The 15,653-nt window shown below is 40.7% G+C and carries 14 protein-coding genes; 7 read left to right on the top strand and 7 right to left on the bottom strand.

The window, feature by feature from the left end:
- Positions 1–21 precede the first annotated feature (21 nt).
- Entirely contained in the window at positions 22–2,355 is a 2,334-nt protein-coding gene (locus OA91_RS21310) for a bifunctional diguanylate cyclase/phosphodiesterase (protein WP_063339771.1), read from the bottom strand.
- 182 nt (positions 2,356–2,537) lie between these two features.
- Here OA91_RS21310 and dbpA point away from each other — a divergent pair, with 182 nt between their 5' ends.
- From dbpA to guaD, 5 genes are all read left to right on the top strand, one after another.
- Entirely contained in the window at positions 2,538–3,923 is a 1,386-nt protein-coding gene (gene dbpA / locus OA91_RS21305; protein ID WP_046018838.1) for an ATP-dependent RNA helicase DbpA, read from the top strand.
- Positions 3,924–3,982: 59 nt separating this feature from the next.
- Positions 3,983–4,363 carry a hypothetical protein gene (locus OA91_RS21300; RefSeq protein WP_046018839.1) on the top strand — a complete coding sequence of 127 codons (381 nt, stop codon included), beginning with the start codon at positions 3,983–3,985 and terminating at the stop codon, positions 4,361–4,363.
- A gap of 356 nt (positions 4,364–4,719) precedes the next feature.
- Complete coding sequence (xdhA, locus tag OA91_RS21295) at positions 4,720–6,162, top strand: xanthine dehydrogenase small subunit (protein ID WP_063339770.1); 1,443 nt, start codon at positions 4,720–4,722, stop codon at positions 6,160–6,162.
- Positions 6,155–8,521: a xanthine dehydrogenase molybdopterin binding subunit gene (xdhB, locus tag OA91_RS21290; protein ID WP_063339769.1), complete on the top strand. Its 2,367-nt coding sequence runs from the start codon at positions 6,155–6,157 to the stop codon at positions 8,519–8,521. Before xdhA ends, xdhB begins: the two co-directional genes overlap by 8 nt.
- Positions 8,522–8,525: 4 nt before the next feature.
- Positions 8,526–9,827, top strand: a complete 1,302-nt coding sequence (gene guaD / locus OA91_RS21285; protein ID WP_063339768.1) for a guanine deaminase — start codon at positions 8,526–8,528, stop codon at positions 9,825–9,827.
- Positions 9,828–9,957: 130 nt separating this feature from the next.
- Here guaD and OA91_RS21280 read toward each other — a convergent pair whose 3' ends face one another.
- Positions 9,958–11,505 (bottom strand): sensor histidine kinase, encoded by a 1,548-nt coding sequence (locus tag OA91_RS21280; RefSeq protein WP_063339767.1) that lies wholly within the window; start codon positions 11,503–11,505, stop codon positions 9,958–9,960.
- Positions 11,486–12,160 carry a winged helix-turn-helix domain-containing protein gene (locus OA91_RS21275; RefSeq protein ID WP_063339766.1) on the bottom strand — a complete coding sequence of 225 codons (675 nt, stop codon included), beginning with the start codon at positions 12,158–12,160 and terminating at the stop codon, positions 11,486–11,488. Before OA91_RS21275 ends, OA91_RS21280 begins: the two co-directional genes overlap by 20 nt.
- A gap of 157 nt (positions 12,161–12,317) precedes the next feature.
- Here OA91_RS21275 and OA91_RS21270 point away from each other — a divergent pair, with 157 nt between their 5' ends.
- Positions 12,318–12,815 carry a GlcG/HbpS family heme-binding protein gene (locus OA91_RS21270; RefSeq protein ID WP_063339765.1) on the top strand — a complete coding sequence of 166 codons (498 nt, stop codon included), beginning with the start codon at positions 12,318–12,320 and terminating at the stop codon, positions 12,813–12,815.
- Between the two features lie 89 nt (positions 12,816–12,904).
- On the opposite strand, the gene OA91_RS21265 is transcribed toward OA91_RS21270, so the two are convergent.
- The 4 genes from OA91_RS21265 to OA91_RS21250 all read right to left on the bottom strand — a co-directional run bounded on the left by OA91_RS21265 (position 12,905) and on the right by OA91_RS21250 (position 14,771).
- Complete coding sequence (locus tag OA91_RS21265; RefSeq protein ID WP_082828062.1) at positions 12,905–13,255, bottom strand: DUF2956 domain-containing protein; 351 nt, start codon at positions 13,253–13,255, stop codon at positions 12,905–12,907.
- A 33-nt stretch (positions 13,256–13,288) separates the two neighbouring features.
- On the bottom strand, positions 13,289–13,786 hold the full coding sequence (locus OA91_RS21260; RefSeq protein ID WP_063339764.1) for a cupin domain-containing protein: 498 nt from the start codon (positions 13,784–13,786) through the stop codon (positions 13,289–13,291).
- Positions 13,787–13,853: 67 nt separating this feature from the next.
- Positions 13,854–14,273 (bottom strand): hypothetical protein, encoded by a 420-nt coding sequence (locus OA91_RS21255; RefSeq protein WP_063339763.1) that lies wholly within the window; start codon positions 14,271–14,273, stop codon positions 13,854–13,856.
- Positions 14,274–14,381: 108 nt separating this feature from the next.
- Positions 14,382–14,771 carry a VOC family protein gene (locus OA91_RS21250; RefSeq protein WP_063339762.1) on the bottom strand — a complete coding sequence of 130 codons (390 nt, stop codon included), beginning with the start codon at positions 14,769–14,771 and terminating at the stop codon, positions 14,382–14,384.
- A 291-nt stretch (positions 14,772–15,062) separates the two neighbouring features.
- Here OA91_RS21250 and OA91_RS21245 point away from each other — a divergent pair.
- The coding region (locus OA91_RS21245) for a transposase (protein WP_197477857.1) at positions 15,063–15,653 on the top strand (591 nt) is incomplete at its 3' end.

Below are 15,653 nucleotides of genomic sequence, written 5' to 3'. Positions count from 1 at the left end.
CATTTCACACTCAATTAAAACTTAACCATCTTCAGCTAATAATGACTGTTTAATTTTTTCATCATTAATCGCTAAATGATCGGCATGGAATGCTTCCCCAAATAAGAAACCTTGGCCTATCGTACAACCTAGCTCACGCAGCCTGTCTAATTGCTTATGACTGGTAATGCCCTCTGCGACTACCTGTAAGTTTAATGTTTGGCTCATCTTAATAATGGCTGCTGTGATCGCTGCGTGGTTCACATCTTCAATCATATCACGAATGAATACCTGATCAATTTTAATACAATTGAAAGGCAAGTCTTTTAGGTAGCTCAAGCTAGAGTAGCCTGTTCCAAAATCATCTATGGTGATCTTTACACCTAAACGACTCACCTGCTGTAACAGCTTAGAGCAACGTTCTGAGTCTTCAATTAACATAGACTCGGTGACTTCTAACTCAACTTGATCAGGAGAGATATCATAGCTATTCAAGTTTTGTAGCAAGATGGAGAAAAAGTCATCTCGTTTTAGTTGAGCAGCGGAGCAATTCATCGCAATAGGAGGAACCGTTAAGCCTTGAGACTGCCAAGCCGCTATTTGTCGACATGATTGCTCTATTACCCACTCACCAAGAGGCAGAATAATGCCAGACTGTTCTGCGATCGGAATAAATTCCATCGGTGAAACTGGGCCTAACTCTTCATCATTCCAACGTAACAAAGCTTCTAATCCTACACATTCAAGCGTGTCTAAATTTACCTTAGGCTGAAAATAAAGTCTTAGTTGGCTATTCTGCATAGCTAAACGCAAACGGGTTTCTATCTTCACATTACGGGCTAAACGAGCTCCGATATCACCATCATAAAAATGATAAGTAGAACGTCCCAGAGCTTTAGCCTTGTACATCGCCATATCGGCATTTTTTACCAAGGTCATAGCATCGTCGCCAAAGTTTGGATATAGAGCAACACCAATACTACAACCTATCGTTAGAGTACGATTATCAATTAAATAACTGTGGCTAACTTGGGTGATCACTTCATGGCAAAGAATTTTTAAATCATCATGGCTCATCTTGCCATTAAGTTCTATGAAGGCTAAAAACTCATCACCACCTAGACGGCCTAGTACAGCATCAGAAGGCCAAACCGACGTTAACCTTTGGGCAACTTTATTAAGTAACTTGTCACCCACTTCATGTCCAAAAGCTTCGTTCACTGTTTTAAAGTGATCTAAATCCATAAAGATAACAGCAAGATCACCCTGCTTTTGTTCGCTTTTTAAGATGGCTTTATCTAGCTTTTCATGAATAAAATATCGGGAATATAGGTTCGTTAAATCATCGATTTCTAACTGATGATTTACCCGTTTCATCATGCCTAAAAACGACGAATTTAAACTGCGAATATAAATACTTAAAAACACCGCCAAAATAAGTAATGCGACAACAGGTAATAGAATAGAGCCCCAGTCATATAAGGCAATACTGGTATCTAGGTAGCTACTCTCCAGTAGCCAAATTCTGCCTCCGTAGATAATTTGTGTTTGATCAAATTCTCGCTTTGACCACTCAGAAATATCGGCAGAATGGGAACGGTAAAAGTAGTTTTTAGCCTCAATTGAATCAGTAATATCTGATAATCGAAATAACAAGTCATGATCAAACTTGAGGCTAATCGCCTGTAGCATAGAACTCATATCGAAGGAGACTGCAACGACTCCTAGCCAATTTTCTTTATTACTACTTCTATTAGCCTCATCTTTATAAACATTTTTACTTAGCACATAAAGGCTAGAAGATTGGCTTGGTTTAACGATAAAATTATCGTTAGCGGTTTTTGGTTTAATCAGTTTTGTTTGTCGTGTATTCCAGTCTTGGGTCCCCTCATAAAGAAAGAAAACCCCTTTTTCTAAAGTATCTACGCCCACAAAGCGTTTATCAGGAAAGGCGTAAGTAATCGGCAAGTAAAGCGGGCGCTCGCCTTCAGGCAAAATCCGAAATGGGCCATTGAACCTCTGAGTTCGATCGGCAATAAAATTTTGCTTTTGTGTCGCTAATACAGACTCAGCATAAAAGCTGTTATAGACGGGGATTCTTTTGTGGTTGATCAAGGTTTGGCTAAAAGTATCGAACTCTAGAGCCGAGACGAACTGACTAGAATGAAATAAAGCAGCTAAACCCGCAACCTCTAATTCATAACCATTCAAAGCATTGATAATAGATTCATTAAGTTGCTGACCAGCTTGTTCCTGCTTAACTGCAATACGGTTATTGTCTTCACGCAGTAGACTAAATAAAACAATAAGAGCGCAAAGGGATACAAATAAAAAAACGACAAGATGAGCTTGCTTTAGATATCGCCCTTTCAACAAAATTTAGCACCTTAATTAAAAATTAAATGTCTCAAATAACACATTAAGCCAGCTTCAAGAATCTATCCACTATTAAATAACGAATCTTTAGCTAGATAATTAAAATATCACACCACTCATTTAGCAGTATCTGATATCATTTTGGCCAAATATCCCTTCATTTATTAAATTTCAGGTAATTTGTGGCTAACTTCTCCCATAACTTAGATATACAACTTCCAACAAAACTCACATCTCTATTATCAGATTTAGGTTTTGAAAGCTTCACGCCCATCCAAGCAGAGACTTTGCCGAGTATTCTATCAGATAATGACATTCTAGCGCAGGCTCAAACAGGTAGTGGTAAAACTTTAGCTTTCGCAATTGGTATGTTGCTAAAGCTTAATCCTCGTTATTTTGGGGTACAAGGCTTAGTCATGTGCCCTACAAGGGAGTTAGCAGATCAAGTTTGTAAGGAAATACGCAAAACAGCCCGCTTTCTAGAAAATATTAAAGTGCTAAGTTTGTGTGGCGGTATGCCATTTGGACCACAAATAGGCTCTCTAGAACATGGCGCTCACATTGTAGTAGGTACTCCGGGTCGTCTATTAGAGCACGTGCGCAAAGGCACTTTAAGATTAGACAGTCTTAACACCTTGGTTCTAGATGAAGCAGACCGTATGTTAGATATGGGATTTGTCGACAGCATTCGTACTTTAGTCGAAAGCACTCCTAAGAAACGTCAGACTCTAATGTTCTCAGCAACCTACCCTGAAACAATTGGCGAAATTAGCGCAGAGTTTCAACGCAACCCAAAAACCATCAAGGTTGAAGCAACTCAAGAATCAAAGCCTGATATTAAGCAGTTCTTTGTAAAGAGTAATAAGGATGATAAACCTTATGCGCTTATGAGTGCTGTACGTTACCAGAATCCAGAACAAGCGATTGTTTTTTGTAATACCAAGCTTGAATGTCAAACGATTGCAGATTTCTTAGTCGATCATAAGATCAGCGCTAAGGCGATTCACGGCGACCTAGAGCAAAGAGACAGAGATCAGGTCTTAGTGCAATTTAGTAATGCTAGCTGCCGTATTCTAGTCGCAACCGATGTGGCTGCCCGTGGTATTGATGTGAAAGAAGTTGATACTGTCATTAACTATGACACAACACGCGACATCGATGTTCATACTCACAGAATTGGCCGTACTGGGCGTGCAGGCAATAAAGGGGTTGCAATTAACCTAGTAACAGATAAAGACTCATATAAAGTGAAAGACATAGAAGAAAGGTTTGAAATTCAAGCTGACTATTTAGATCTTGACCCTAAGTATGATGCTGAATTCCGTCTAATACCTAGCATGACAACGATTTGTTTTGATGCTGGTCGTAAAGACAAGTTAAGACCTGGCGATATTGTTGGCGCATTAACAGCTGGTGTAGGCCTTGCTAAAGACGAAGTCGGAAAAATCAATGTTTTCGATCGCCGTGCTTATGTTGCTATAGCAAATAAACAAGCTAAGTATGTGGTCAGCGAACTACAAACGAAGAAAATTAAAGGCCGTACGATTAAAGTACGTATCGTACGCTAATAGCAAAACAGGCCCGGTTAATGCTATTAACTGGGCCTCTGTTTTATAAAGGATGATCTATGGCTGCATTTCACTTCTTGTTTAACCTATATGCTCGTTGGCAAATCCCTCTCTTTTTGATTGGCTGGATTGGCATTAGCCTAGCAACTCTGCTTCCTGCAGAACAACTCCCTTCAGCACCTGGATCAGATAAGCTTCATCATGTTTTAGGTTTTGCGGCTTGGGCAATTATGCCTGCGGCAGGTGATTTTAGACGCTTCTCTTTCATTTGCCTCTTTATCGCCTTTTGGGGCGGGGTTATCGAAGTCATTCAACCCTATGTTAACCGCTATGGAGAGTGGGCAGATTTTGCTGGAGACCTTCTTGGCGTTACCATTGTCTTTCTTCTTGTACTTCTCATCAGAAAATACCCCCTCATTAAGCGCCCTCACCAAGCCTAATTGAGTTATCTAGGAAGGCTCACTTTTGCCTTCTTAGATACAAAACCTAACTTTAACCTTCGTTTTTTAAACAAAAACTGAATTACCATTCTTTTTTATAAGAAATTTATAAAAATTCATTTTTGACATATCTCAAGCAAAATCAAATAAATTCAAGATGATACCCCTGTCATGTCAGTCACCAAGTGAAAAATTACCAATTTTTTTCACATAAGGAAAAAAGAAAGTCTCAAAAATCTTTGACCGATCGGACAATGTTTAGCTAGAATGAAAATACATAATAACTAAAGTACGTCATAATTTATGAGTGATTCAGCAGTCATGAATCCTCATAAAAAGGCACAGGAGGATACACCTTGATCCAGTTTTTACTTAATCAGGAATTGCGCAGCGAGCAGAATCTTGATCCAAACTTAACCGTATTGAATTATCTGCGTGAGCAGGTTTCCAAAACAGGCACTAAGGAAGGATGCGCATCGGGCGATTGTGGGGCATGCACAGTTGTCGTCGCAGAACTGGATGGTGATGCATTACGTTACCGCACACTTAATGCTTGCTTAACTTTCGTTTCAGCTCTACACGGCAAGCAACTGATCACGGTTGAAGACCTAAAACAAGACGACAAGCTTCACAGCACACAACAAGCAATGGCCGATTGCCATGGTTCTCAGTGTGGCTTTTGTACACCTGGCTTTGTCATGTCTATGTTTGCAATGCAGAAAAACACTGACGGCTATGATAAAGAAACAGCGAGTGAAGCCCTTGCTGGTAACCTATGTCGCTGTACTGGTTACCGCCCTATTTATGAAGCAGCTGAACAAGCTTGTAATACAAAGGAAGTGGATTTCTTTGATGCGACTGAAGTGTCTACCGTTGACCGTCTGAAACAAATTCCAGCTGGCGGCGCATCGCTTTCTGATGGTGAAAAAGTAAGCCTAGTGCCTACAACAACAGCTGAACTTGCTCAAATGTATCTAGAGCACCCAGATGCTAAGCTATTAGCTGGCGGTACAGATTTGGCTCTTGAAGTAACTCAGTTCCACCGTCCTATCGGTAAACTTATTTATGTCGGTAATGTAAAAGACATGCAAGAAGTAACGAGTACCGAAGATGAAATCATCCTAGGTTCGGCTGCGTCCTTGTCTGATTGCTACACAGCACTTTCTGCTGAATACCCTGATTTTGGTGAACTACTACATCGTTTTGCTTCACTACAAATTCGTAACCAAGGCACACTTGGTGGCAACATAGGTAACGCTTCTCCAATTGGTGATACACCACCATTATTAATCGCGTTAAATGCAGATATTCAATTGCGTCAAGGAGACAAAACACGTCGCCTACCGATTGAAGAGTATTTCTTGGATTATAAGAAAACCGTTCAGCAATCTAGCGAATTTATTGAAAAAGTATTTGTACCTAAAGCCAAGCTTAATCAGTTTAAAGCTTACAAATTATCTAAGCGTCTTGACGATGATATCTCTGCAGTTTGTGCAGCGATCAATATCACTGTAGAAAACAAAGTTGTAACTGATGCGCGTATTGCTTTTGGTGGCATGGCAGGTATCCCTAAGCGTGCTGACAATGCTGAAAAAGCCTTGATCGGCCAAGCTTATACAGAAGAGAACATTGAATTGGCTTGTACCGCACTGGCCACTGACTTCACCCCTCTCACCGATTTCAGAGCGACTAAAGAGTACCGTACCTTGAGTGCGCAAAACCTACTTCGCAAATACTTCGTTGAAACCGAGTCTGCTCAATCTACTTACACGCAAACAAGGGTGACCGCTCATGTCTAGTCAATTCATTCAAACAAAAACACAAGCTGAACTAGAAGCCATCTTTAAAAAAGACCTTAAAACAGGTGTTGGCCGTTCTATCAAACATGACAGTGCTGACAAGCAAGTAAGTGGTGAAGCGCTTTATATCGATGATAAATTAGAGTTTCCAAACCAATTACATGTTTATGCTCGTATGAGTGACCGTGCTCATGCCAAAATTCTTAGCATAGACACTAGCCCATGTTATGAGTTTGATGGCGTAGCCATTGCGATTACAGCAAAAGACGTTCCTGGTAACCTAGATATTGGCCCTGTTGTTTCTGGTGACCCTCTCCTTGCTGATGATCTTGTCGAATACTATGGCCAAGCAGTATTGGCGGTTGCCGCAAACGATCATGAAACAGCGCGTAAAGCCGCTATGGCAGCCATCATTGAATATGAAGATCTAGAGCCTGTTTTATGTGTCGAAGAAGCTCTAGAGAAAAAACACTTTGTACTTGATAGCCACCAGCACGTTTTAGGTGACTCAAAAACAGCCCTAGCGAATGCAACGAACCGTATTCAAGGTAAGTTACATATTGGTGGTCAAGAGCACTTCTATCTAGAGACTCAAATTGCCTCTGTTATGCCAACTGAAGACGGTGGCATGATGGTATTCAGCTCTACTCAAAACCCAACCGAAGTACAAAAACTGGTTGCCAGTGTACTAGGCGTAGATATGCATAAAGTCGTTATCGACATGCGCCGCATGGGTGGTGGTTTTGGTGGTAAAGAAACTCAAGCAGCACTACCTGCTTGTATGTCCGCTGTTATTGCTCGCTTAACAAATCGTCCAACTAAAATGCGTGTGCCTCGTATGGAAGACATGATGATGACAGGTAAACGTCACCCATTCTTCGTTAAATACGATGTCGCATTTGACAATGACGGCATGATTGAAGGCATCGAAGTTGATCTAGCAGGTAACTGTGGTTATTCACCAGACCTTTCTGGCTCTATCGTTGACCGCGCTATGTTCCACATTGATAACGCTTACTTCCTTAAAAATGCCACAATCAATGGCCATCGTTGTAAAACGAATACCGCATCTAACACGGCTTACCGTGGTTTTGGTGGCCCTCAAGGTATGGTTCCGATTGAAGAAATTATGGATTCCATTGCCCGTAATCTAAATAAGGATCCATTAGATGTTCGTCGTACCAACTACTATGGTAAAGACGACCGTAATGAAACGGCTTATCACCAAACTGTTGAGCACAATATTCTTCCTGAAATTACAGAAGAGATCTTGGCTAGCAGTGATTATTATGAAAGACGTGAAGAGATTAAAGCCTTCAATGCTGAAAGTCGCATCCTGAAAAAAGGTCTTGCGATGACACCGGTTAAGTTCGGTATCTCATTCACTGCCACTTTCTTGAACCAAGCTGGTGCTCTAATCCATGTTTATACAGATGGCAGCATCCGTATTAACCATGGCGGTACAGAAATGGGTCAAGGCTTGAACACCAAAGTAAGACAAATTGTCTCTGAAGTGTTCCAAGTTGAAGCTGAGCGTATTGAAATTACAGCAACCAATACAGACAAGGTGCCAAACACCTCACCAACAGCCGCATCATCTGGTACAGATTTGAATGGTAAGGCAGCTCAAAATGCGGCACTGACTATCAAGCAACGTCTTGTAGAATTTGCAGCTAAGCACTTTAATGTTGAAGAGTCTCAAGTTGAGTTCAACAACAGTCATGTGCGAGCGGGTGAAAACTACATGGCCTTTGAAGAAATCATTCAGTTGGCTTACTTCAACCAAGTATCTCTTTCTAGTACAGGTTTCTATAAGACACCTAAAATCTACTATGATCGTGATAGCGCAAGTGGTCGCCCTTTCTACTACTATGCATACGGCCTAGCGTGCTGTGAAGTATTAGTAGATACCTATACTGGTGAATACAAGTTCCTACGTACTGACTTGCTACAAGATGTGGGTGAATCATTAAACCCTGCGATCGATATTGGTCAAGTTGAAGGTGCTTTTGTACAAGGTATGGGTTGGTTAACCACAGAAGAGCTAGTTTGGAATGATAAAGGCCGTCTGATGACATCAGGACCTGCAAGTTACAAGGTACCTGCGATTGCTGATATGCCGATCGACTTCCGTACTAACCTAGTTGAAAGCCGCAAAAACCCAGAAGATACGGTTTATCACTCGAAAGCCGTTGGTGAACCACCATTTATGCTAGGTATTGCTGCTTGGTGTGCAATCAAAGATGCGATCGCATCCGTTGCAGATTACAAGTATCAACCAGAAGTTGACGCACCAGCAACACCTGAGCGTGTTCTGATGGGTATTCAAAAGCTTCGTGAAAAAGCGAAAGGGCTATAAAATTATGACGACTCAATTAAAAGCATGGCGTTCGGCCATTTTACACTCCATAGCTGACCCTGCAGAAGTAGGAATTGAAGCGTCATATGAGTATTTTGAAGATGGTCTTTTGGTTACCGAGGGCGATAAAATCGTCGCCCTCGGTAATGCCGAAACTCTATTACCAGATTTCCCAAATGCACAACTTAGTGAGCATAAAGACTCTTTAATAGTGCCAGGCTTCATTGATACTCATATTCACTACCCACAAACGGGTATGATCGCCTCTTATGGCGAACAGTTATTAGATTGGCTAAATAACTACACTTTCCCTGCGGAAAATGAGTTCAAAGAAAAGAGCCATGCCCTTGAAGTAGCGGATGTATTCTTAAAAGAGCTACTTCGCAACGGCACAACAACAGCCCTTGTATTTGGCACGGTTCACAAAGAGTCTGTTGACGCTTTCTTTGAAACGTCTGCCCAATACAACCTACGTATGATCTGCGGTAAGGTAATGATGGACAGAAATGCGCCTGAGTACCTGACTGATACACCAGAATCAAGCTATGAAGATTGCAAAGAACTGATTGAAAAATGGCATGAAAAAGGTCGTAACCATTATGCGGTTACCCCAAGATTCGCGCCAACAAGTACTTCAGAACAGCTTCATAAAGCGGGGCAGCTTTTAGAAGAGTACGACAACCTTTATATGCACACTCACTTGTCTGAAAACAAGAATGAATGCGCTTGGGTTCAAGAACTTTTTCCTGATTCTAAAAACTATCTAGATGCCTATGACAAGCACAACCTATTAAGCGAGCGTTCTGTATTTGCCCATGGTATTCACTTATGCGACCAAGAATACACCCGCTTATCAGAAACAGGCTCTGCCATTGCATTCTGCCCAACCTCTAACCTTTTCTTAGGAAGTGGTTTCTTCAACCTAGGTAAAGCGGAAGAGTTTAATGTTAATGTTGGTTTAGGTACTGATGTAGGCGCAGGTACAAGTTTCTCTATGCTTGAAACCATGAATGAAGCTTACAAAGTGATTCAAATGCAAGGCGAGAAACTAAGCCCATTTAAATCCCTTTACTTATCAACACTAGGTGGTGCAAAAGCATTGAGACTAGAAGATAAGGTAGGTACTTTAGAAGTAGGTACAGAAGCGGACTTCCTAGTTTTAGACTACAAAGGTACTCCTTTGCTAGATTACCGTTTAGCCCAATCTAAAACGCTAGCTGAAACCCTATTCGTATTAATGACAATCGGTGATGACAGAGCAATCTCTCACACTATTGTTGCTGGCGAATGCGTTCATAAACGTTAATTAAAGTTCACGACTTTTACACCAAGTTAGCGCTAAGAACGAAAACAAAATAGTTAACTGAGCTCTACAGCTAACTATAAAAACGGTCAAACTTTCTCCGGTTTGGCCGTTTTTTTTATCTTTCTAAAAGCTAGCGAGTAGGAGAGAAAGGCTGAGTAAGCAAAACACAAAACTCACTCCCTTCCCCCAACTCTGATGAGACGCTAATAGTGGCATTTAAACTATCCAGCATAACCTTAACCATAGCCAGTCCAAGACCGTAACCCGATTGTGAACGACTATGATCCACTCGATACAAACGCTCAAATATCGCTTCTTGTTTGTCAGCTTCAATACCTATACCAGTATCTTTCACACTGATAAAACAATCATGGCCTTTCATACCCCAACACAATTGAATCTCATCACCTTTTTCACTGTACTTAATACTATTATCGACAAGGTTAACCAGTATTTGCGTTAAGCGTTTTGGATCTGTTAGACAGACAATATCAGGTACTTGATTAGCACTTAACCCAATCCCCCTTTCTTCTGTTATTTCTTCATACCAAGACATAACATTTAAACTTAGTTCTTTTAAGGAGACGCTATCTTTTACTATCTCATGCCGCCCTATTGCTTCATCGTTAATTTTCATCAGAGTCGTTAATAACTCCGTTGCTTGTGATGCCGATTCAGCGCAATCAGATAAAGCTGCAACCAGCCGTAAGACCTCATTTTTGTGATACACAGTTTCATCTGAAAGATCTGAGTGAGAAGAAGCTAAAGCTTTTTCCGTACTAAGCAATATCCTGGAAAGTGGTGTCCTTAAATCATGTGCGATCGCGTCTAAAGTATGAGACATACTTAAGTTTGCCCCCTTTAAGCTGTACATAACTTGATTTACACCTTGGTTTAGCGCCTCCAATCCTTTACTCGCATGGTGACGTTGTTTCTCTTGTAATTTAGCCTCAACAAAAAAAGCTGACATATCTAAAAGCGCTTCTTGCTCTGATACACCTTGCCCTACTTTATGATTATCTAAGCCTTTGGCTAAAGCATGTAGAGGCTGTAAAGTGTCGCCAATCAAACGCCACACAATAAAGCTAATAAGAATTGATAGTAACGCTAGTATCAAACCGACAAACACCCACTTTTCAATTAAGGCTGAAAGCTTAGCTGGTACATTTAAAACCAACCAATACTCAACATCATTTACCTTTTGCTTACCTTCCTCTAATGCCTCTTTCTCGGGGCTTAATTTAATCGATAAGTAAGGTTGAGCGAGCAAAAAGTCTAACCAGCTAGAATCAGATAAAAGAAATGCGTCGAGAGAAATAGGTGTTTGATCAATAGTTACACCAGCAATAAAATCTTGGTTAACTTTACCTGTCTGCTTAATAACACTCATGGAATTATCGAGCAGCTTTTCCGGATAACTTAACAGGACATGCTCAAGTTTATCGCTGGACTCAAAAATCAAAAGCCTTTGATACTCACTCTTAAGACTTGTCATCATTTGCTTAGCTTGGAAGTCTTGTTGATAGATTAATAGTGCCGTCACTATTAATTGAATAACAACAAAGCAAAGTATCAAGGTGAGAACAAAACGTGAAAATAACTGCCCTTGGGCAAGACGAGTCGTTGTTTCAATACCACCTTGGCTTACACTCTCACCTCTAGTCTGTTTTAAGGACATAACCCACTCCTCTGATGGTATGAATCAAAGAAGAGTCAAAATCTTTGTCTAACTGAGCTCTTAGCCTACAAACTAGCACATCGACCACATTTGTTTGTGGGTCAAACTGATAACCCCAAATGGTCTCTAAAATAACGGTCTTGGAGAAGACCCGCTCAGGTTGTTGCAAGAAGAGCTGCATCAAGGCAAATTCTCTTTGTTTGAGAGAGATTTCTTGACCTTCTCGATAACACTTACGGCTATACAGGTCTAATCGAATGCCTTGGTATTCAAGCATATTACTACTTTGGCTTTTTTTCTGTCGCCCTAATAGCACCTGACAACGAGCTGCCAATTCGGCAAACGCAAAGGGTTTAATCAGATAATCATCCGCCCCTGACTCTAGTCCTTTAACTCTTTCTTCCACCGTATGTTTCGCACTTAAGATAATAATCGGCATGTCATAGCCCTCACCTCTTAAGTACTGTAATACTTTTTCCCCTTCCCAAGTAGGCAACATCAAATCCAATACCACAAGGTCAAACGATCCGTCCTTCGCTAGCTGATAACCAAGATAACCATCATGACAAACCGTCACTTGATAGCTTAATTGCTCAAAGCCTTGTTTTAGGAAGTTGCTGATATGAAGGTCATCTTCAATCACTAAAATTTGCATAGGTTCTCTCTTTCTTCGCAACCCTAAAGGGTAGCACGACTCTCCAAGTGCATTGCATTACAAAGCTGTAATCTTAGCGCAAGGTGGTTGCAAGCTGAGCCAGATAGACTGGCTACCAACTTCAAAGCAATACTCACTTTAAGAGGAAATGTGTCATATGAAATCAATCATCAAGCAAATTACAGGCGTGTCTCTAGTTCTAATGTCAGGCCTAGCCACAGCACAAGAGTCAGAACAAACTCATACTTTCACTCAGCTATCGTCTTCGACAGCCATGTCTCTAGCTGTAGCCGGTGTGAGTGAATGCGCCAAAGATAACTACAACGTGACAACCACAGTGGTCGATCTAGCAGGCCGTGTACTGGTACAACTTAGAAACAATAATGCAACTACACATACGCTTGAAAGCTCTCGTCAAAAAGCCTTTACCGCAGTTAGCATGAAGCAACCGACAGCGAACCTAATGAAGTTAATTCAAGATAAGCCAGTCCTTAGACCATTACAAAATATGGATGAAAACTTATTGTTCCTAGCTGGCGGTATTCCATTAAAAATTAATGACCAAATTGTAGGTGGTATTGGCATTGGCGGTGCACCAGGTGGTCACCTAGATCTAGCATGCGCAGAAGCGGCGATTAAAAGAGTTATGAAATAGAAAGAAAGATAATGGAGGCCTCTAGCGTGGCCTCCTATCTATAATTAAAAGGCTTTAAGACTTTTTAATTGAATCCTAAAAGGCCCGTTTTAAAAACGGCCTGATTGCATTAGATAAGCGATAAAGCCAACCCAACTTAAACCTAATAAGCACCAAGCCAGCTTACTCTGCTGTATTATCACTTCAGCTTCTCTAGCTTCTTCAGGAAGTTCTGCATTGGCTTGAGCTTGAGACTCAGCCTTTTTCTGTAACTTATTCTTCTCTTTGTCTAAAGCGCGAGCCTTCTGTTTATGGCGCTTTTTATACTCTTCAATACCCTTTTGAATCCCCTGAGCAATCAACTTAGTTTGTTCTTTCGTTTGACCAGGTTTCTGAGTTGCTTTTGCCATTTTCATAGCGTCTTCAACCACTTCATTTGATACTTTATTTTTCTTCGACACAGACTGACCTTATTCCATCTTAAACTTAATTGATTATGCTTTCTTACCTGCCACAGGGGTAGCAATATTCTCAATATCTACCAAATTCCAAGGCAGCCCTTTTTGACGATAAATACGCTTATTCAATTTTGTATAATCGGCCACATCATGATCAAGGCGTTGCCCTACGACAATACACTTAAGCATTTTATCTGACGTATTAAGTAGTGTATGAGATAGCCCGCCAGCTCTATAGCTAATAAAATCACCAACACCAACTTCAAAACACTCTTCGCCGATAACCGCTGTACCTTCCCCTTCTAGAATATAAACACACTCATCTTCATGATAATGACAATGCTGCTCTGTCGATTCACAGCCCGGCTCAATTTCAATAATATGAAATCCAAAGCCTGTTAAGCCAGTCAAGTCGCCAAGGGATTTATTCTTACGCTTAGCTTTTTCATTTAGAAAATGGGTTTTATCTAAGCCTTCCATCGAATCAATCTCAGACTTTTTAACTAGGTAGGTATCTTTTTTTGAAGCAGACATGAAAATTCCATTCCTTTAGTGAAAGAGAAGTATTTGCAAAGTAGATTAAGGCTTGAGTACGATGAATTCAAGAGACGCCATGTAACACGCCCCACAAGCTTCCCCAACGTCCTAACTTTTCTGACGAGCTCAATAGCTTAGGTTGAATTTGCATGGGTTCATCTAGTTGATCAGAGCAATGAAGCAGATCAGAATTAACGGCACCTCGTAGTTGGTCATTTAAATGACATCCCACAGCCAACAAATCATGGCATTGATTACAATAATAGAAGTTAGCCAACTGGTCCCCATTTTGACTAATTGACAGCTCAACACCAACTAATTCAATTCTCATATTTGGATCACTGATAATTCTTGATGGATGGCTTAGACAATAATCGCAATCACAAACCCGCGGATTAAACTTACTAAGAGGTTTATCTACTTCTATTTCAAGCTGCCAGTGGTTGCAGCTGCAAGCACCTTTGTAGTGCATCTTCATAAGCATTCATAATCCCTTAAGAAATTAAGAAAAAGGGGCTAGTACTACCCCCTCTCGTTACATTTCTAATACGCCTTAACTTTCTCAAATCTTTGCTTTCACAAAAATGGTTAACTATTTCAGAGAGTGAAAGCCGATATTATTGCCATCAGGGTCCTGAGCTATTGCGATAAAACCATGCTCGCCAATAGACATTTTAGGCGCGATTAACTTACCGCCGGCAGTTTCAATTCTGCTTTGCTCTACTGAGCAATCTTCGCAATTGAAATACACAAGCGTGCTATTACCTCCCGCTTCAACCCCATCCATTTTACATATTGCACCACTTGCACCCGCCTCTTCCTCCATAGGAAAAGCCCACATTTCAGGTTGAGGGAAATCTGATTTTACCTCTGGATTATCCAAACGGGTAAGCGCTTGCCCAAGCACAGTTTCGTAAAACGTCTTCGCCCTAGCCATATCATTAACATAAATCTCAAACCAACAAACCGCATTTGACTTCATTTTAAACGCCTCCATGTTAGATAGCTGAACCCATACTATAGCAGTATATTTATTACGTATAAGATTGTATTTAGCGCTAATAGCAACGCTTGCTAATTTGGGAAATCTAAAGTCTTGTTCCCATGCTCGGCATTGGAATGCATAGCCTTGAGCTCCAACTCAAGCATGGTGGGTGGTATTAAGTTCCTAGCCAGCAGAGCTGGCAAGTATGCATTCCCACGAAGGACAGGCTGTGAAAGTATTCTTGTTATAGTATGTTGATAGTCCTGAGTTAGGTTGATTATCGTCATTATGAATAAAAGCTATCGAAAAACTGAGAATCGAGCACAATTTTCCTTGTTTATTGATCACCTCGATCAGCACATCTCTGATACGAATCCAGTGCGAGCAATTGATGCTTATATTGATACATTGAATTTCGATCAATTGGCTGTTGGTGTGTATAAGCCTTCATCCTCCTTAAGAGGGCAGCCCGCTTACAACCCAGCTGACCTGTTACGCTTGTATTTATATGGTTACCTAAACGGTATTCGAAGTTCACGCAAACTTGAAAAAGAGTGTCGCAGAAATATTGAGCTTATGTGGCTAATCAAGCATCAACGTCCTAGTTACAAAACGATAGCTAACTTTAGAAAAGATCATCATAAGCTTCTCATTCGAGTAAACCGTGATTTTATTTTACTCTGTAAACAGCTTGATTTAGTTGGTGGTGAGCTGATAGCAATTGATGGGAGTTTCTTCCATGGCAATGCAAGTAAACAAAGCATTCTGACGAAAAATCGCTTAACGCAGCAAATAAAAGCAGTTGAACAAAAAATCCAAGACTACCACGCTATGTTGGATGCATTAGATAATGAAGAGTCAGAAGCTGATAATTTAGAC

Source organism: Marinomonas sp. SBI8L, assembly GCF_001624705.1.
In the GTDB taxonomy this organism is placed as follows: domain Bacteria; phylum Pseudomonadota; class Gammaproteobacteria; order Pseudomonadales; family Marinomonadaceae; genus Marinomonas.
Note: the sequence above shows the minus strand (reverse complement) of the source record. Positions and strands in the feature narration are given on the sequence as shown.

Coding starts and splice junctions, on each gene's coding strand:
- OA91_RS21275 (WP_063339766.1), bottom strand. CDS start 12,160: ATGCAAATTTTAGTGATTGAAGATGACCTTCATATCAGCAACTTCCTA.
- OA91_RS21260 (WP_063339764.1), bottom strand. CDS start 13,786: ATGTCTGCTTCAAAAAAAGATACCTACCTAGTTAAAAAGTCTGAGATT.
- OA91_RS21270 (WP_063339765.1), top strand. CDS start 12,318: ATGAAATCAATCATCAAGCAAATTACAGGCGTGTCTCTAGTTCTAATG.
- OA91_RS21250 (WP_063339762.1), bottom strand. CDS start 14,771: ATGAAGTCAAATGCGGTTTGTTGGTTTGAGATTTATGTTAATGATATG.
- xdhB (WP_063339769.1), top strand. CDS start 6,155: ATGTCTAGTCAATTCATTCAAACAAAAACACAAGCTGAACTAGAAGCC.
- guaD (WP_063339768.1), top strand. CDS start 8,526: ATGACGACTCAATTAAAAGCATGGCGTTCGGCCATTTTACACTCCATA.
- OA91_RS21280 (WP_063339767.1), bottom strand. CDS start 11,505: ATGTCCTTAAAACAGACTAGAGGTGAGAGTGTAAGCCAAGGTGGTATT.
- OA91_RS21255 (WP_063339763.1), bottom strand. CDS start 14,273: ATGCTTATGAAGATGCACTACAAAGGTGCTTGCAGCTGCAACCACTGG.
- OA91_RS21300 (WP_046018839.1), top strand. CDS start 3,983: ATGGCTGCATTTCACTTCTTGTTTAACCTATATGCTCGTTGGCAAATC.